Below are 16,349 nucleotides of genomic sequence, written 5' to 3'. Positions count from 1 at the left end.
ACTTGGCTCACCCCCTGATTCTACGTGGTGCATCCTGTGCCCGGGCCGTCCCGGTGTCGGACCCGTCCCGTACCGTTGTCGTCGCGGGAGGGCACTCCCGTTCCCCCCGTCCCTCCGAGCAGAGGCAGCGATGACCGACGCCCCACCCACCGCCGACGCACCCTGGCCGGTCGGCCTGCTCGCCAGCAAGATCAAGGGCTGGATCGAGCGCCTCGGCACCGCGTGGGTCGAGGGCGAGATCACCCAGTGGGGCGCGTCCGGCGGCAACGTCTACGGGAAGCTGAAGGACCTGTCCGGAGACGCGACGGTCGGCTTCACCGTCTGGTCGTCGGTGCGGAGCCGCCTCCCGGCCGACCTCAAGCAGGGCGATCGGGTCATCGCGCTGGTGAAGCCCAACTACTGGGTCAAGGGCGGCACGCTCTCGATGCAGGTCTTCGAGATGCGCCACGTCGGCCTGGGCGATCTGCTCGAGAAGCTCGAGCGGCTCCGCCGGCAGCTCGCGTCGGAGGGGCTGTTCGACGCCTCCCGCAAGAAGCCGCTGCCGTTCCTCCCGCACGGCGTGGGCCTCATCACCGGCAAGGACTCGGACGCCGAGAAGGACGTGCTGCGGAACGCGCAGCTGCGCTGGCCGGCCGTGCGCTTCCGGGTGATCCACTCGGCCGTGCAGGGCGACCGGACGGTCCCGGAGGTGCTCTCGGCCCTGCGGACCCTCGAGGCCGACGACAGCATCGACGTGATCGTGATCGCCCGCGGAGGCGGCGACTTCCAGAACCTGCTCGGCTTCAGCGACGAGGCGCTCGTGCGCGCCGTCGCCGCCTGCTCCACTCCGGTCGTCAGCGCGATCGGCCACGAGGCCGACCGCCCGCTGCTCGACGACGTCGCCGACCTGCGCGCCTCCACTCCCACCGACGCCGCGAAGAGGGTCGTGCCCGACGTCTCCGACGAGCTGCTGCGCGTGCAGCAGGCCCGGCTGCGGATGACCGGCCGCGTGAGCGGGCTCGTCTCGCACGAGATCGACCGGCTCTCGCAGCTGCGCTCGCGGCCGGTGCTCGCCCAGCCGCACGTGCTGGTCGACCGGCACGCCGAGGAGCTGACCCGCTGGGTCGCGCGCGGCGCCGAGCTGGTGGACCGCCGCCTCGAGCGCGCGCACCTCGAGGTCGAGCGCCTGCACGGCCACCTGCGCGCCCTCTCCCCCCAGCACACCCTCGACCGCGGCTACGCGATCGTCCAGAACGCGGCCGGGCACGTCGTCCGGGCGCCCGGTGACGCGCCGGCCGGCGGCGCACTCGTCCTCACGCTCGCGGAGGGGGCCGTCGGCGCCCGCTCCGAGGGGCCCACCGGCGATCCCGCCGGCCGGTCCTGAGCCCGCCGCGCCACCCGTCCCCCTCAGCCCCGATCGATAGGATCAGACCCATGCCCGACTCCCCCGACGCCCCGGCGACCGACTCCGACGTCTCGGGATTCTCCTACGAGCAGGCGCGCGACGAGCTCGTCCGCGTCGTGTCCGAGCTCGAGCAGGGCAGCTCCACCCTCGAGCGCTCGCTCGCCCTGTGGGAGCGCGGCGAGGCCCTCGCCGCCCGCTGCGAGGAGTGGCTGATCGGAGCACGCGCCCGGCTGGACGCGGCCCGCTCCGGAGGGGCGGCCGCCGGATGAGCCGCGCGAAGTCCGCGCGGGTCGTCGCCGAGCTCGGGCGCCCGGAGACGGCCGCCGAGACAGCGGCACGCAAGGCCGAGAACTCCCGGCTCTACCGTCAGCGCAAGACGGTCAACAACCTCGTCTTCTCGCTGCTCGCGACCGTCGGCGCCGTGGCGCTCATCGTCCTGCTCGTCCCCCGCGGCGACACCGTGGAGCTCTCCTCGGTCGATGTCCCCCGCGTCGCCGCGCAGGTCCAGCTGGGCGAGGAGCAGACGCTCGCCGTGCCCTCCCTGCCCGAGGACTGGAAGGCCAACGCGGCCGAGCTCCGCCGCGAGAACGGCACCGACTACTGGTACGTCGGCCTGATCACCCCGAAGGCGGGCTACATCGGCCTGAGCCAGGGGCTCGACGCGGACGCGGCCTGGGTCGCGACGCAGCTCGACCGCCGGGCGGCGACCGGCGTCGAGACGATCGACGGCCGCGACTGGACCGTCTACGACCACCGCGACTCCGGCGACGACACCGGCAACACGCCCTACGCACTCGAGACGACGGAGGGCTCCAGCACCTACCTCGTCTACGGCACGGCCCCGACGGACGAGATCCGCCGGGTCGTGGACGCCATCACCCCGCAGATCGGCCAGGAGGAGTCCCGATGAGCCTCGGAACCAGCAGCACCGTCCCCCGCGAATCCCGCCCGCCGGCGTGGGTCTGGAAGGAGATGCTCCGCGGCAACCAGCGCTTCGTCGCCGGCGAGCCCCGCCACCCCCGCCAGGACGTCGAGCGCCGCGCCGAGCTCGCCGCCGCGCAGGCCCCGCTCGCCGCGCTCTTCGGCTGCAGCGACTCCCGCCTCGCGGCCGAGATCATCTTCGACCTGGGGCTCGGCGACCTCTTCGTCGTCCGCAACGCCGGCCAGGTGATCGCCGACTCCATCATCGGCTCGCTGGAGTACGGCGTCGCCGTCCTCGGCGTGAAGGTGCTGCTCGTGCTCGGCCACGACGAGTGCGGAGCGGTCCGGGCGGCGATCCAGTCGCAGGCGCCCGGCGCCGAGCGGCTCCCCCCGCACATCGAGCACCTGATCGAGCCGATCATCCCCGCGGTGCGCCGCCTCGTGGGCGCCCAGCCGGACGGCCGCGTCCTCGTCGACCCGTCGGCGACCGACGCGCTGGCCGTCGGCCGCGAGCACCTGCGCGACACGGTCGCCGAGCTGCTCCAGCGCTCCCCGCTGATCGCCGACGCTGTCGCGACCGGGCGGCTCGCCCTCGTGGGCGCCAACTACCGGCTCTCAGACGGCACCGTGATGTCCGATGTCGTGCTCGGCATCGATCCGCCCGAGCTCAGCCCCTACGTCTCCGAGCTGGAGCGCGACTCCGGCTCGGCCTCCTCCGCCGCCGCTCCGAGCGCGGTGGGATCGGATCCCGCGTGAGCGGCTCCGGACAGCACAGCACCAACCGATCAGACAAGGACGAACACAGCGTGGTGGACCACTCCCCGACCGACGACTCCGGCGACTTCCGCATCGAGCACGACACGATGGGCGAGGTGCGGGTCCCCCGCGACGCCCTCTACGCCGCGCAGACCCAGCGGGCGGTCGAGAACTTCCCGATCTCCGGTGCGGGCCTCGAGCCGGCCCAGATCGCGGCCCTCGCCCGCATCAAGAAGGCGGCAGCGCTGGCCAACGCCGAGCTGGGCGTGCTCGACGCCGACATCGCCACGGCGATCGCCGACGCGGCCGACCTCGTCGTCGGGGGCGGCTACGACGCGCACTTCCCGATCGACGTCTACCAGACCGGCTCGGGCACGTCCTCGAACATGAACATGAACGAGGTGCTGGGCTCGCTGGCGACCACGGCCCTCGGCCGCACCGTGCACCCGAACGACCACGTCAACGCCTCGCAGTCCTCCAACGACGTGTTCCCCACCTCGGTCCACGTCGCCGTCACCGGCGCGCTGATCGAGTCGCTGATCCCCTCGCTCGAGCAGCTCGCCGAGTCGCTCGAGGTCAAGGCGGAGCAGTGGGCCGAGGTCGTCAAGGCCGGCCGCACCCACCTGATGGACGCCACCCCGGTCACGCTCGGCCAGGAGTTCGGCGGCTACGCCGCGCAGATCCGCCTCGGCATCGAGCGCGTGCAGTCGGCGCTCCCCCGCGTCGCCGAGGTCCCGCTCGGCGGCACCGCGGTCGGCACCGGGATCAACACCCCCGCCGGCTTCCCGCAGAAGGTCATCGCGCGCCTCGCGGAGGAGACGGGCCTGCCCGTCACCGAGGCCCGCAACCACTTCGAGGCCCAGGGCGCGCGGGACTCGCTGGTCGAGGCCTCCGGAGCGCTGCGCGTGCTCGCGGTGAGCCTGACCAAGATCAACAACGACCTCCGCTGGATGGGCTCCGGCCCCAACACCGGCCTCGGAGAGCTGCGGATCCCCGACCTCCAGCCCGGATCCTCGATCATGCCCGGCAAGGTGAACCCGGTGATCCCGGAGGCCGTCCTCATGGTCTGCGCGCGCGTGATCGGCAACGACGCCACCATCGCCTGGGCAGGCGCCTCCGGTGCCTTCGAGCTCAACGTCGCGATCCCCGTCATGGGGACGGCGCTGCTGGAGTCGATCCGCCTGCTCGCGAACTCCGCCGTGCTGCTCGCCGACAAGACCGTCGACGGCCTCGAGGCCGACGTCGAGCACGCCCGCGCCCTCGCCGAGTCCTCCCCCTCGATCGTCACCCCGCTCAACAAGGTGATCGGCTACGAGGCCGCCGCCAAGGTCGCGAAGAACTCGGTCGCCAAGGGGATCACCGTCCGCGAGTCGGTCGTGGACCTCGGCTTCGTCGAGCGCGGCGAGGTGACGGAGGAGCAGCTCGACAGCGCTCTCGACGTCATGTCGATGACCCGCCCCGGCTGAGCCCGGCCCTCCGACGGCCCGTCCCTGCGCTCGGCGCGGAGGCGGGCCGTCAGAGCACCAGCCAGAACCCCGCGAGCAGGAACGGTCCGAACGCGACCCGTCCGCGGACGCGCAGCACGAGCACCCACAGCCCTGCCACCGCGAAGCCGACAGCGGGCGCGGCGACGACCTGCTCGGGTCCGAGAGCCGCGAGCGGCGGTGCGAGGGCCGCCTGGAGCTTCAGGTCGCCGAGGCCCAGCCCGCCCGCCGCATGCAGCACGCCCAGGCACAGCACCGTCGCGAGGACGGCGAGAAGCATGCCCGCCGTGGGCGCGAGGACGGCTCCGACCGCCAGCAGCGGGAGCGTGACCGCGTTCGGGAGCCGGTGCCCGCGCACGTCCGCCAGCACCAGCGGCACGCTCGCGAGCGCCACCGGGACGAGGCCGGGCGCCCGACCGAGGTGCGGGGCACCGATCAGGAGGAGCACCAGGGCGCCGAGGAGCAGGGCGGCCCGGTCGAGCAGAGATCCGCGGAGCATCCGCCGAGACTAGGGGGCACCGCCCTCGGGGCGTCGGAGTTCTCCACAGGGCGGCCCGCCGGCGTGCTCGGGCGGCGGCGGGTCCCTCCCCGGCCTCAGTCGCGCGGTGGCAGCGGTCCCAGCAGGAGCGACGCCCAGGCGCCGTGAGCCGACGCGTCGTCGGAGGGGTGGAACTGCCCGGCGAGCACGTCGCGGTAGAGGCGGCCGAGCTCCGACCTGCGCTGGTACGCCGACCCGCCCGCGATCCGGACGGCGCTCTCGACCACGCGGAGCGCTCCTTCCGTGGTGCGGATCTTCACCCCCACCAGCGAGGGGAACCAGCGCGCGCCCCGGTCGACGAGCGCGTCCACGTCGGCCGCCGCCGAGCGCAGGGGCGCCTCGAGCCCGTCGAGCAGCATCCCGGTCTCAGCCACCCGGTGCCGCACCTCGGGGTCCTCCGCCAGTGGCCGCCCTCCCGCCCGAAGGGAGGTCCGTCGGCGGACGGAGGCGACGGCGAGCTCGAGCGCGCGCTGCGCGACACCGAGGTAGACCGAGGAGATCAGCAGCTCGAAGGCCGCGAAGACGGCGAAGACGAAGGGGTCGGCGGTCGGTCCGACGGGCAGCGAGCGGATCATCCGCTCGGCCGGGACGACGACGCCGTCGAGCACCGTCGTGCGGCTCTGGGTCGCCCGCATGCCGAGCGTGTCCCAGTCGTCGCGGACCTCGAGCCCGGCGACCGGAGACTCCGGGCTCTCACGGTGCACGAAGCCGTGCACGAGCCGCGGCTCCGACCCGCTGTCGTCGCGGCCGAACACGCCGAGCCGCGTCCAGGCGGGCGCGAGGGAGGTGAAGACCTTCGTGCCGGTGAAGCGGTAGGCGCCGTCCCCGAGCGGCTCCGCCCGCGTCAGCGAGTCCGAGAGCACGAGGTCGTTGCCCGCCTCGCTGTTGCCGAAGGCGAAGACGTGACCCGCCGCGGCGTCGACGAGAACCGAGCGGAGGGAGTCGTCGCCCCGCTCGAGCAGGAGTCGCGCAATCCCGGTCCAGACCAGGTGCATGTTGACGGCGAGCGCGGTCGCGGGCGCGGCCGTCGCGAGGCGCGTCTGCTCGGCGGCCGCCTGCTCCAGGCCGAGGCCGGCACCGCCGAGCTCCTCGGGGACGAGCAGCGCCAGGTACCCGATCGAGCGCAGCTCCTCCAGGTCGTCCGCGCAGAACGCGTTGCGCTCGTCGTAGTCGGCCGCGCGGGTGCGGAAGCGCTCCAGGAGCGCATCGTCGAGGATGCTCACCCGTCCACGCTACGCCCCGGCGCCCTGCAGGGACGCGCCCGGCCCGGGGATCCTCGGATCCCACGGGCCGGACGCACGGCGAGCCCGTCAGGCGAGCTCGTTCGACTCCAGCATCTCGGTGACCAGAGCGGCGATCGCCGAGCGCTCCGAGCGGGTCAGCGTGACGTGCGCGAACAGCGGGTGGCCCTTCAGCGTCTCGATCACGGAGGCGACCCCGTCGTGCCGGCCGACCCGGAGGTTGTCGCGCTGCGCCACGTCGTGGGTCAGCACCACCCGGGAGTTCTGCCCGACCCGCGAGAGCACCGTGAGCAGGACGTTCCGCTCCAGCGACTGCGCCTCGTCGACGATCACGAACGCGTCGTGCAGCGAGCGCCCGCGGATGTGCGTGAGCGGCAGCACCTCGAGCATCCCGCGCTCGATCACCTCGTCGAGCACGTTCTGCGACACGAGCGCCCCGAGCGTGTCGAAGACCGCCTGCGCCCAGGGGTTCATCTTCTCGGCCGCGTCGCCGGGCAGGAAGCCGAGGTCCTGGCCGCCCACCGCGTAGAGCGGCCGGAAGACCATGATCTTCTTGTGCTGGCGCTTCTCCAGCACCGCCTCCAGGCCCGCGCAGAGCGCCAGCGCCGACTTGCCGGTGCCGGCCCGGCCGCCGAGCGAGACGATGCCGACCTCCGGGTCGAGCAGCAGGTCGATCGCGAGCCGCTGCTCCGCCGACCGCCCGTGCAGGCCGAACACGTCCTTGTCGCCACGGACCAGCGTGATCTGCCGCTTGCCGGTGACCCTCGCGAGAGCGGAGCCGCGGTCGGAGTGGACGACGAGTCCGGTGTTGACCGGGATGTCGGCCACGACGTCCGTGAAGAGCCGCTCGCGGTCGTAGAGCTCGCTCATCGCGTCGCCGCTGAGCGTCACGTCGTCCATGCCGGTCCAGCCGGACTCGGGGGCCTGCTCGGCCAGGTACTCCTCCGCGGCGAGGCCGATGGAGGCGGCCTTCACGCGCATCGGCATGTCCTTGGACACGACGGTGACCGCGGCGCCCTCGCTCTGCAGGTTGAGCGCAACGGCGAGGATCCTCGCGTCGTTGTCGCCCATCTGGAGCCCGCTCGGCAGCACCGACATGTTCGAGTGGTTGAGCTCGACGCGGAGCGTGCCGCCGCGGCCGACGGCGATGGGGAAGTCGAGGCGCTCGTGCTGCACGCGCAGCTCGTCGAGGCGGCGCAGGGCCTGCCGGGCGAAGTAGCCGATCTCGGGATCGTTGCGCTTGCCCTCGAGCTCGCTGATGACGACGATCGGCAGTACGACGGCGTGCTCCGCGAACCGGAACATCGAGGACGGATCCGACAGCAGCACCGAGGTGTCCAGGACATAGGTGCGGAGGAGCTGATCGGCCGGATCCGAGGAGCCGTGCTGGACACGGCGGTGGACGCCGCCCTGCGTCCCGGTCTGCGGATCCATGCCCTGGGGAACTGTCACGACGACTCTCCACACTCCGGGGGCCGGAGCCCCCGGCTCATGTCCTCGAGCCGGTCTCATCGGTGCGTGTCGTGCACCGCGCAGTGTCCCTTCGGCGTCTGCGCGATGTCGAGCCGTACTTCTGTGGCCGTCTCGACCAGGCGCTGTACCTGATGACTCGAACCTAACCCGGCGAATGACATCCGTGTGCTTCTCACCGCTACGAATGTGTAACCAGTGTGTGAACGCGCGGAATCCGGCCTAGTAGTCGATGCTCGTGGCCGACGAGATCAGGGCGGCGCGGAGCAGCGCGAGGGTCGCGTCGGTGGTGCCGGCGTGCGCGCTGAAGCGGACGGTGCTCGGACGCAGGCGCGCGGTGACGCCGTGCGCGGCGAGGGAGGCCGCCAGCGGGGCCAGCTCCTCCGGCTCCGGCTCGACGACCACGATGCCGGCGCGCTCGTGCTCGCCGCGGGAGCCCACGACCGCCAGTCCGAACTCGTCCGCGAGGTCGACGATCGCGCTGACCCGCTCCGCCACGAGCGCGGCGATCGTCGACTGCCCGACCGCGGCGACCTCCTCCAGCGCCGACGCGAGCCGGGCCTGGGCGATCGGGTCCGGGTTGCTGATGCTGAAGGCGCGGGCGTCGCCGCGCGGCGGAGCCACCTCGTCCCACGGCTCCGCCTGCTCCGATCCCGTCCAGCCGGAGAGCACCGGGGTCAGCCGCGACAGCGCCCGCTCGCTGAGCGCGAGGAAGCCCGTCCCCCAGCCGGCGCGGAGCCACTTCTGGCCGCCGGTGACGACCACGTCCGCCAGCTCGTAGGGCGCGTCGACGACGCCGAAGCCCTGGATCGCGTCGAGGACGAGCATCCGGTCGCCGATCACGTCCCGGATCGCCGCGACGTCCGCGAGGTAGCCCGTCCGGGAGTCGACCAGGCTCACCGCGACGGTCGTCACGTCGTCCGTGAGCTGCTCGCGGACCGCCTCCGGCGTCACCCGTCCCTGCTCGGTCCGCAGCCAGCGGGGCTCCACCGAGCCGAGAGCCTGCGCCGAGCGCACCGTCGCGAACGGCAGGCTCGGGAACTCCGCGGCCGACAGCAGCACCGCGCCCGAGGCGCCGAACAGCGCGTGCAGGAGGCCGGTCGAGGTGTTGGGCTGGAAGACGACGCGGTCGGCGGGGACGCGCACGAGCGCCGCCGCCGCCTCCCGGACGCGCTCGTCCTGCCGGAACAGCTCGTCGAGGGTGCCGCTGCGCGCGCGCACCAGCAGCTCGACGGCCGCCTCCTGCTCGGCGGCGACGGTCGCCGAGAGCGGGCCCACCCGGCCGAAGTCGAGGTACCCGGTCTCCTCGCCGAAGCCGGCGAGGTAGTCCTCGGTCGCGGTGGAGGTGACCTCGTTCGTGCTCATGCCGGCCCTTCCGGTCGGTGGTGCGGCAGGAGCCGCGAGGTCAGCTGCCGAAGCGGCGGTGCCGTCCGGCGTAGTCGCGGAGCGCGCGGAGGAAGTCGACCTCGCGGATGTCGGGGCCGAGCGCCTCCATGAAGTAGAACTCGCTGTGCGCGCTCTGCCAGAGCATGAAGTCGGAGAGGCGCTGCTCCCCCGAGGTGCGGATGACCAGATCGGGGTCGGGCTGCCCGCTGGTGTACAGGTGCTCGCCGATGAGCTCCGGGGTCAGCAGGCCCGCGACGTCCTCGATGGAGGAGCCGCGCTTGCCGTGCTCCTCCAGGATGCTCCGCACGGCCTGGGCGATCTCGTGCCGCCCGCCGTAGCCGACCGCGAGGTTGACGTGCAGGCCCGTGTGGGAGGCGGTGCGCGCCTCCGCCGTGTCGAGCGCGGCCACGAGCGAGGGCGGGAGGCCCTCGTCGGAGCCGACGTGCTGCACGCGCCAGTCGGGCTGCTGGGAGACCTCCTCGGCGAGGTCGGCGATGATCGCGATCAGCTCGGTCAGCTCGCTGCTGTCGCGGCCGACGAGGTTGTCCTGCGAGAGCAGGTAGAGGGTGACGTGGCGCACGCCGAGCTCGTCGCACCACTGCAGGAACTCGTGCACCTTGGCGGCTCCGGCCCGGTGGCCGTGCGCTGCGGTCTCGAGGGCCCGCTGCCGCGCCCAGCGCCGGTTGCCGTCGATGATCATCGCGACGTGGTTCGGCAGGGAGTCGGGGGGAAGGCTCGAGCGGAGGCGCTTCTTGTAGACGCCGTAGAGGAGGTCCCTTCCCACAGGCAGTCTCGGCTTCGGCACAGTGACACGGTAGTCGACCCGGGGCGCTCCTCGAAGCCCGGCGGCGCTCGGCGTCGGCCCGGGACGGCGTCGTAGTCTGTCCGGCATGAGCCAGCGGCCGACGCCTCCCCCGTCCGATCCCCGCGCCCGCACTGTCCGCGGCAGAGACGCCGTCGGAGCGGACGGCCCGGACCTGCCCGCCCTCCCCCTCGTCGAGGACGCGATCGAGCACGACTCCTCGGCGGAGGTCCGGCCGACCTGGCGCGGCTGGATCCACGCCGGCCTCTTCCCGCTCGCGATCGTCGCCGGAGTGGTGCTGATCGTGGTCGCGGAGGGGACCGCGGCGAAGTGGGCGGCCGCGGTGTTCGCGACCACGTCGCTCCTGCTCTTCGGGAACTCCGCTCTGTACCACCGCTTCGACTGGAAGCCGCGGACGAAGATGATCCTCAAGCGGATCGACCACGCCAACATCTTCCTGCTGATCGCCGGCACCTACACGCCGCTGGCCGTGCTCGCCCTGCCGCCCGCGCAGGGCACGCTCCTGCTGGTCCTGGTCTGGGCGGGGGCGCTGCTCGGGATCGGCTTCCGCGTCTTCTGGATCGGGGCGCCGCGCTGGCTCTACGTGCCGCTCTACCTGCTGCTGGGCTGGGCGGCCGTGATGTACCTCGGACCGCTCTTCGAGGCCAGCGCGACGATGATGGTGCTCGTCCTCGTCGGCGGGCTCTGCTACTCCGCCGGAGCCGTGATCTACGGGATCAAGAAGCCCAACCCGGTCCCGGGCGTCTTCGGCTTCCACGAGATCTTCCACGCGCTCACGGCCGTGGCGTTCCTCTGCCACTGGACGGCGGCGCTGATCGTCTCGCTCCACCCCGCCTACAACGCCTAGCGGGGCCCGGGCCCACCGCTGCGGGCCGGGCTCAGCCCTCGTTGCGCTCCGCCTCCTCGGCGTCGAGCCGCTCCTTCACCTGGGCGGTGTAGGTGGTGCGCCGCACGCGCCGGACCATGTCGAGCGCGAGGAGGACGGCGGCCAGAGCGATCACGAGCATCGTGATGAAGCCGAAGAGGCCCGGCGTGACCGTGTCCTCGTTGAACTCGGGGCCGGGGGTCGGCACCGTCGTGGAGGCGAGGACGACGGCGCGCTGGGCGCCCTCGAGCAGCGCGGCGATCACGCGCGCACCTCGTCGGCGACGACGACGCCGGAGCCGTCGGGCTCCGGGGACACCGGGGCGTCCCCCGAGGGCTCGGGGTCGGGCGCGATCGGCGGGACGACCGCGGTCGGGCCCGGGGCGAGCTCGGCCAGGTCGAGACCGGCGAAGAGATCCGTCTCGGGCGTCGGCGCGTCGATCCGGCTCTCGACGAGCTGGAAGTCGTCGGTCGGCCAGGCGGCGTCGATCGCCTCGTGCGGGAGGAAGAAGAAGGCGTTGTCCGGAGCGACCTGGCTGGCGTGGGCGAGCAGGGCCGCATCGCGCCGATGGTGGAAGCCGGAGATCACGACCCGCGTGGTCGCGAGGTACGGGGTGTCCTCGTTCCAGCGCTTCATCTCCTCGAAGACCGACAGGCGCGGGTCCTCCGGGTCGATCGAGCGCAGGTGCTCGGCGATCGCCCGCAGCTTCTGGCCGCTGAAGACACGGTCGTAGTACAGCTTCGAGATCGACCACGGAGCGCCCGTGTCCCGGTACTCCTCGGCGAGGCCCGCCGCGCGGTACGCCTCGACGGCGACCTGGTGGGCGCGGATGTGGTCGGGGTGCGGGTAGCCGCCGTTCTCGTCGTAGCTGATGATCACGTGCGGCCGGAACCGGCGGACCAGGCGCACGAGCGGAGCGGCGGCCGTGGCGAGCGGCAGGCCCGCGAACGAGGCGGCGTCGACCTTCCCGTCCTCGGGCATGCCGGAGTCGACGAAGCCGAGCCAGGCGTGCTCGACGCCGAGCGCCTCGCGAGCGGCCGCCATCTCGTACCGGCGGAGGCCGCCGATGTCGCGCTCGGCGTGCGCGCGGGCCTCGAGGCCCTCGTTCAGCACGGAGCCGGCCTCGCCTCCGGTGCAGGAGACCACCATGACCTCGGCGCCCCGCGAGGCGTAGGCGGCCAGCGTCGCCGCGCCCTTGCTCGACTCGTCGTCAGGGTGGGCGTGCACGGCGAGGAGGCGCGGGGTGTCCCGCACCTCCGAATCGACGGAGACCTCGACGGCCTGGGACACGATCGCTCGATTCCTCGGGGTTTAATGGGATCGGCGCTCCCGTCCGCGAAGGACGCGCGCCACCCGTCCAGAGTAGACGCATCACCCAGGGAGTTCCGTGGCCGCCCGCACGTCCGAGAGCGTCGAGGGAGCCGCCGCGCCCGCACTCGATCCGGACGCCGTCCGCGCCGCTGGACCCCTCGCCACCCGCTACGGCCGCACGACGCGCACCCGCCGCGGGAACCGCTGGCTCTTCGGCGGCGTCGCGCTCGCCTTCGTCGCCGTCTTCGCCGCCTGGGTCGTCTGGGCCGGACTCGACGGAGCACGCGGCGGGGTGGACGTCCAGGACACCGCGCACCAGGTCGTGGACGACCGCACCGTCACCGTCTCCTTCGACCTCACCGCGCCCGTCGGCCGCGAGGTCGCCTGCGCGGTCCAGGCCCTCAACGAGCAGTCCGCCGTGGTCGGCTGGCTGGTCGTGGAGTACCCCGCCTCGACGGAGCGCTTCCGCTCCTACACGGAGACGGTCCGCACCACCGAGCTCGCGAACACAGGTTTGATCTCCTCCTGCTGGCTCCCGTAGGCTTGCCCGAAGCCCTGACGGACTCGTCGGGGCCTCGCCATTCCCACCGCCGCCTGACGCCGGCCGTCCCCACCGCCGGACGCGGACACCTCCGCACGGTGCTGCCGGGCGCCGCGAGCGCGGCCCGCAGAGCAGGAGCCCACCATGGCCGACCAGTCACAGGTGACCTGGATGACCCAGGAGTCGTACGACCGCCTCGAGGCGGAGCTCACCGAGCTGTCCACCAACGGACGCGAGGAGATCGCCAAGCGCATCGAGGTCGCCCGCGAGGAGGGCGACCTGAAGGAGAACGGCGGCTACCACGCCGCGAAGGACGAGCAGGGCAAGATCGAGGCCCGCATCCGCCAGCTGACCTCCCTCCTCCGCGAAGCCGAGATCGGCACGCCCCCCGAGAGCCACGGAGTCGTCGAGGCCGGCACCATCATCACCGCCGAGATCGCCGGCGACGAGTCCCGCTTCCTCCTCGGCAACCGCGAGATGGCGGGCGAGAGCGACCTCGACGTCTACAGCCCCCAGAGCCCCCTCGGATCGGCGATCATGGGCCTGAACGTCGGCGACACCGCCCGCTTCACGGCACCCAACGGGCGGGAGATCGAGGTCCGCGTCGCCAACGTCGAGACCTGGTCCGGCCACTGATCGCACGTCGCGGCGCTCTCCGCGGCGTTGTCGTCGGGCGCGATACCGCCGGTATCGCTTCCTCCTCCGCCTTGCGGAGAACGCCGCGACGCACGATCAGCCCTCTCCAGACAGGGGGCGCCGGCTTCGCGGCGACAGCGTAGGGCGCGATAACGCCGGTACCGGCTTCCTCCTCCGCCTTGCGGAGAACGCAGCGACGCACGATCAGCCCTCTCCAGACGGGGGGCGCCGGCTTCGCGGCGACAGCGTAGGGCGCGATAACGCTGGTACCGGCTTCCTCCTCCGCCTTGCGGAGAACGCCGCGACGCACGATCAGCCCTCTCCAGACGGGAGCGGGGCGCCGGCTTCGCGGCGACGGCGGAGGACGCGAGAGCGCCGGAACCGGCTTTCTCCTCCGCTTGGCGGAGAACACCGCGACGCGCCTTCACCCCTCTTCGGACGGGGGGCGCCGGCTTCGCGGCGAGGGCAGAGGACGCGAGATCACCGTGATCGGCTTCTTCCCCGCTGTACCGGGAACGCCGCGACGGACGAACCGCCTTCCCCGGACCGTGGGCGCCGGAGTCGCGACGGGATCGCGGACGCGGCGCCCATAAGCGGTCAGTTGCGCGAGATGCGGGGGGCGTAGCCGGCGTCGGTGAGGACCTGGATGACGCGGTCGGCGTGCTCGGGGCCGCGGGTCTCGACGCTGATCTCGATCTCGACCTCGCTGATCTGCAGGCCCCGGCCGTGCCGGGTGTGCAGAACCTCGACCACGTTCGCGTTCGCCTCCGAGATGAGCTCCGCGATGCGCGACAGCTGCCCCGGACGATCCGGCAGCCCGATGCTCATCTTGAGGTAGCGCTCCGACGCGGCCAGGCCCCGGCTGATCACCCGCTCCATCATCAGCGGATCGATGTTGCCGCCCGACAGGATGACCGCGGTCGCTCCGGCGTCGCGGATCTTCCCCGTCAGGATCGCCGCGATGCCCACCGCGCCCGCGGGCTCCACCACGAGCTTCGCCCGCTCCAGCAGCACCAGCAGAGCCCGGGCGATGTCGTCGTCCTCGACGGTGACGACCTCGTCCACCATCTCGCGGACGATCGCGAAGTTCAGCTGCCCCGGCTTCGCCACGGCGATGCCGTCGGCGATCGTCGGAGAGATCGTGATCGCGGTCGGCTCGCCGCTCGCGAGCGAGAGCGGGTACGGTGCCGCGTTGGCCGCCTGCACGCCGATGACGCGGAGAGTGCGCCCCTCCTCGGCCGCCTTCTGCTTGGCCGCCGAGGCGACCCCGGCGATGAGGCCGCCTCCGCCGATGGGCACCACGATGGTCTCGACGGCGGGGGCCTGCTCGAGGATCTCGAGGCCGACCGTGCCCTGGCCGGTGATCACGTCGGGGTGGTCGTAGGGAGGAACGAAGACCGCGCCCGTGCGCTCGGCGAACTCCGCCGCCGCCGCGAGCGCCTCGTTGAAGATGTGCCCGCTCAGCACCACGTCCGCGCCGTAGTCGCGGGTGGCCGCGAGCTTGGGCAGCGCGACGCCGATCGGCATGAAGATCGTGGCCTTGATCCCCAGCTCCCGCGCCGCGTAGGCGACGCCCTGCGCGTGGTTGCCGGCCGAGGCCGCCACGACTCCGCGGGCCCGCTCCTCCGGGGTGAGCCGCGACATCCGGAACACCGCTCCGCGGATCTTGTAGGAGCCGGTGCGCTGGAGGTTCTCGCACTTGAGGAACACGGGCGAGCCGAGGACCTGCGCGAGGAAGGTGCTCGTCTCCATGGGGGTGGCGGCGATGACGGGGGCGAGGACGGCGCGGGCCGCCTCGAACTCGTGGAGGGCGGGTCCGACGACGCGGCTAGTCTGCATGCTCTGCGGCAACTCTCTCGGGGGTTCGGGTCGGCGAGCGCCAGGCTCCGCTCGCGATGTACTTGACCATGACGTTGAGCGTGGCCACGACGGGCACCGCGAAGAAGGCGCCGGCGATGCCGCCGATGATCGAGCCTCCGGCCACCGCGAGCACCACGGCCAGCGGGTGGACCTTGACCGCCGACCCCATGATCAGCGGCTGGAGGATGTGGCCCTCGAGCTGCTGCACCGCGAGGACGACGATCAGCAGGAAGAGCGCGATCAGCGGCCCGTTGTAGACCAGCGCGATGAAGACGGCCAGCGCCCCCGTCACCACGGCGCCGATGACCGGCACGAAGGAGCCGAGGAAGACGAGCACGCCGATCGGGATGGCCAGCGGGACGCCGAGGAGGAAGGAGCCGAGGCCGATGCCGACCGCGTCGACGAAGGCGACCAGGATCTGCACCTTCACGAAGTTGGTCAGCGTCACCCAGCCTGCGCGACCGGCGCCGTCGACGGCTCCGCGGGCTCGGCGCGGGAAGAGGCGGACGACCCAGCTCCAGATGTTCGGTCCGTCGATGAGGATGAACAGCGTCGAGAAGAGGGTGAGCAGCACGCCCGTCAGCAGGTGGCCGACGGTCGAGCCGACGCTGAGCGCGCCGCTGACCAGCATCCCCGAGTCCTGCTGCAGGGCCGTGAGCGCCTGCTGCGCGTACTGGTTGATGTCGGTCTCGGTGAGGTGGAGCGGCGACTCGAGGAGGAAGGCCTTGAAGTCGTCGTAGGACTGCACGGTCTGCCGGCTGAGGTCGTCGAAGCCGGAGTAGACCTGGGTGACGACGAGGAAGAGGAGCCCGCCGATCACCACGACGATCCCCAGCTCCGCCAGGACGACGGCCGCCCACTTGGGCCAGCGGTGGCGCTGGAGGAAGCTCGAGAACGGCACGAGCAGGGCGGCGATCACGATCGCGAGCAGGAGCGGGATGACGATCAGCCGCAGCTCGATGACGAGCAGCACCAGCACCGCGAGCGCCGCGACCACGACGAGGACGCGCCAGGCCCACGCACCGGCGATGCGCATCCCGTCGCTCACGAAGGCCGAATCGGCGACGGGATGCGCATCGCCGGTGCGTGGGCCTGGCGCGTCCTCGTCGTGGTCGCGGCGCTCGCGGTGCTGG

17 protein-coding genes are annotated in these 16,349 nt (G+C 72.6%); 8 read left to right on the top strand and 9 right to left on the bottom strand.

What is annotated here, in order from left to right; translation table 11 throughout:
- The first annotated feature begins 130 nt into the window (after positions 1 to 130).
- From xseA to C5C59_RS06580, 5 genes are read left to right on the top strand one after another with little or no spacing between them, the layout of a single operon-like run.
- Entirely contained in the window at positions 131 to 1,363 is a 1,233-nt protein-coding gene (gene xseA / locus C5C59_RS06600) for an exodeoxyribonuclease VII large subunit (protein WP_104237528.1), read from the top strand.
- Between the two features lie 50 nt (positions 1,364 to 1,413).
- Positions 1,414 to 1,653: an exodeoxyribonuclease VII small subunit gene (locus C5C59_RS06595; RefSeq protein WP_104224418.1), complete on the top strand. Its 240-nt coding sequence runs from the start codon at positions 1,414 to 1,416 to the stop codon at positions 1,651 to 1,653.
- Positions 1,650 to 2,294, top strand: a complete 645-nt coding sequence (locus tag C5C59_RS06590; RefSeq protein ID WP_104237527.1) for a DUF4245 domain-containing protein — start codon at positions 1,650 to 1,652, stop codon at positions 2,292 to 2,294. Before C5C59_RS06595 ends, C5C59_RS06590 begins: the two co-directional genes overlap by 4 nt.
- Positions 2,291 to 3,061 (top strand): carbonic anhydrase, encoded by a 771-nt coding sequence (locus C5C59_RS06585; RefSeq protein ID WP_208543312.1) that lies wholly within the window; start codon positions 2,291 to 2,293, stop codon positions 3,059 to 3,061. The genes C5C59_RS06590 and C5C59_RS06585 overlap by 4 nt, the downstream gene beginning before the upstream one ends.
- A gap of 50 nt (positions 3,062 to 3,111) precedes the next feature.
- The gene (locus tag C5C59_RS06580) at positions 3,112 to 4,527 is read left to right on the top strand and encodes an aspartate ammonia-lyase (protein ID WP_104237526.1); all 1,416 of its coding nucleotides are present in this window, start codon (positions 3,112 to 3,114) and stop codon (positions 4,525 to 4,527) included.
- Between the two features lie 49 nt (positions 4,528 to 4,576).
- Here the strand turns inward: C5C59_RS06580 and C5C59_RS06575 are convergent, their stop codons facing one another.
- The 5 genes from C5C59_RS06575 to C5C59_RS06555 all read right to left on the bottom strand — a co-directional run bounded on the left by C5C59_RS06575 (position 4,577) and on the right by C5C59_RS06555 (position 9,964).
- Positions 4,577 to 5,044, bottom strand: a complete 468-nt coding sequence (locus C5C59_RS06575; RefSeq protein WP_104237525.1) for a prepilin peptidase — start codon at positions 5,042 to 5,044, stop codon at positions 4,577 to 4,579.
- Between the two features lie 95 nt (positions 5,045 to 5,139).
- Complete coding sequence (locus tag C5C59_RS06570; RefSeq protein ID WP_104237524.1) at positions 5,140 to 6,306, bottom strand: acyl-CoA dehydrogenase family protein; 1,167 nt, start codon at positions 6,304 to 6,306, stop codon at positions 5,140 to 5,142.
- A gap of 87 nt (positions 6,307 to 6,393) precedes the next feature.
- On the bottom strand, positions 6,394 to 7,758 hold the full coding sequence (locus C5C59_RS06565; protein ID WP_104237523.1) for a PhoH family protein: 1,365 nt from the start codon (positions 7,756 to 7,758) through the stop codon (positions 6,394 to 6,396).
- A 258-nt stretch (positions 7,759 to 8,016) separates the two neighbouring features.
- Positions 8,017 to 9,159 (bottom strand): aminotransferase class V-fold PLP-dependent enzyme, encoded by a 1,143-nt coding sequence (locus C5C59_RS06560; RefSeq protein ID WP_104237522.1) that lies wholly within the window; start codon positions 9,157 to 9,159, stop codon positions 8,017 to 8,019.
- Positions 9,160 to 9,199: 40 nt separating this feature from the next.
- Complete coding sequence (locus C5C59_RS06555) at positions 9,200 to 9,964, bottom strand: isoprenyl transferase (protein WP_279630826.1); 765 nt, start codon at positions 9,962 to 9,964, stop codon at positions 9,200 to 9,202.
- A 106-nt stretch (positions 9,965 to 10,070) separates the two neighbouring features.
- Between C5C59_RS06555 and C5C59_RS06550 the strand changes: the two genes are divergently transcribed.
- Complete coding sequence (locus tag C5C59_RS06550) at positions 10,071 to 10,850, top strand: hemolysin III family protein (protein ID WP_104237521.1); 780 nt, start codon at positions 10,071 to 10,073, stop codon at positions 10,848 to 10,850.
- Positions 10,851 to 10,881: 31 nt separating this feature from the next.
- Here C5C59_RS06550 and C5C59_RS06545 read toward each other — a convergent pair whose 3' ends face one another.
- A complete protein-coding gene (locus C5C59_RS06545) occupies positions 10,882 to 11,133 on the bottom strand; it encodes a hypothetical protein (protein WP_104237520.1) in 252 nt (83 codons plus the stop codon).
- Positions 11,130 to 12,158, bottom strand: a complete 1,029-nt coding sequence (gene mca / locus C5C59_RS06540) for a mycothiol conjugate amidase Mca (protein ID WP_258062626.1) — start codon at positions 12,156 to 12,158, stop codon at positions 11,130 to 11,132. Before mca ends, C5C59_RS06545 begins: the two co-directional genes overlap by 4 nt.
- Before the next feature lie 97 nt (positions 12,159 to 12,255).
- On the opposite strand from mca, the gene C5C59_RS06535 reads away from it, so the two are divergent.
- The gene (locus tag C5C59_RS06535) at positions 12,256 to 12,720 is read left to right on the top strand and encodes a DUF4307 domain-containing protein (RefSeq protein ID WP_104224427.1); all 465 of its coding nucleotides are present in this window, start codon (positions 12,256 to 12,258) and stop codon (positions 12,718 to 12,720) included.
- A 144-nt stretch (positions 12,721 to 12,864) separates the two neighbouring features.
- Positions 12,865 to 13,356, top strand: coding sequence for a transcription elongation factor GreA (gene greA / locus C5C59_RS06530; RefSeq protein ID WP_104225519.1), 492 nt, complete (start codon positions 12,865 to 12,867; stop codon positions 13,354 to 13,356).
- Positions 13,357 to 13,953: 597 nt separating this feature from the next.
- Here greA and ilvA read toward each other — a convergent pair.
- Positions 13,954 to 15,195, bottom strand: coding sequence for a threonine ammonia-lyase (ilvA, locus tag C5C59_RS06525; RefSeq protein WP_104224429.1), 1,242 nt, complete (start codon positions 15,193 to 15,195; stop codon positions 13,954 to 13,956).
- On the bottom strand, positions 15,185 to 16,349 hold a 1,165-nt coding region (locus C5C59_RS06520), incomplete at its 5' end, for an AI-2E family transporter (protein ID WP_258062625.1). The genes C5C59_RS06520 and ilvA, both read right to left, overlap by 11 nt.

It is taken from the genome of Rathayibacter sp. AY1F4 (assembly GCF_002931775.1).
Taxonomy (GTDB): domain Bacteria; phylum Actinomycetota; class Actinomycetes; order Actinomycetales; family Microbacteriaceae; genus Rathayibacter.
This window is presented reverse-complemented; position numbering and strand designations above follow the sequence as displayed.

Excerpts from the sequence above, each read along its gene's own strand:
- xseA (WP_104237528.1), top strand. The coding sequence starts at position 131 with ATGACCGACGCCCCACCCACCGCCGACGCACCCTGGCCGGTCGGCCTG.
- C5C59_RS06595 (WP_104224418.1), top strand. The coding sequence starts at position 1,414 with ATGCCCGACTCCCCCGACGCCCCGGCGACCGACTCCGACGTCTCGGGA.
- C5C59_RS06590 (WP_104237527.1), top strand. The coding sequence starts at position 1,650 with ATGAGCCGCGCGAAGTCCGCGCGGGTCGTCGCCGAGCTCGGGCGCCCG.
- C5C59_RS06585 (WP_208543312.1), top strand. The coding sequence starts at position 2,291 with ATGAGCCTCGGAACCAGCAGCACCGTCCCCCGCGAATCCCGCCCGCCG.
- C5C59_RS06575 (WP_104237525.1), bottom strand. The coding sequence starts at position 5,044 with ATGCTCCGCGGATCTCTGCTCGACCGGGCCGCCCTGCTCCTCGGCGCC.
- C5C59_RS06565 (WP_104237523.1), bottom strand. The coding sequence starts at position 7,758 with ATGGATCCGCAGACCGGGACGCAGGGCGGCGTCCACCGCCGTGTCCAG.
- C5C59_RS06560 (WP_104237522.1), bottom strand. The coding sequence starts at position 9,159 with ATGAGCACGAACGAGGTCACCTCCACCGCGACCGAGGACTACCTCGCC.
- C5C59_RS06550 (WP_104237521.1), top strand. The coding sequence starts at position 10,071 with ATGAGCCAGCGGCCGACGCCTCCCCCGTCCGATCCCCGCGCCCGCACT.
- greA (WP_104225519.1), top strand. The coding sequence starts at position 12,865 with ATGGCCGACCAGTCACAGGTGACCTGGATGACCCAGGAGTCGTACGAC.
- ilvA (WP_104224429.1), bottom strand. The coding sequence starts at position 15,195 with ATGCAGACTAGCCGCGTCGTCGGACCCGCCCTCCACGAGTTCGAGGCG.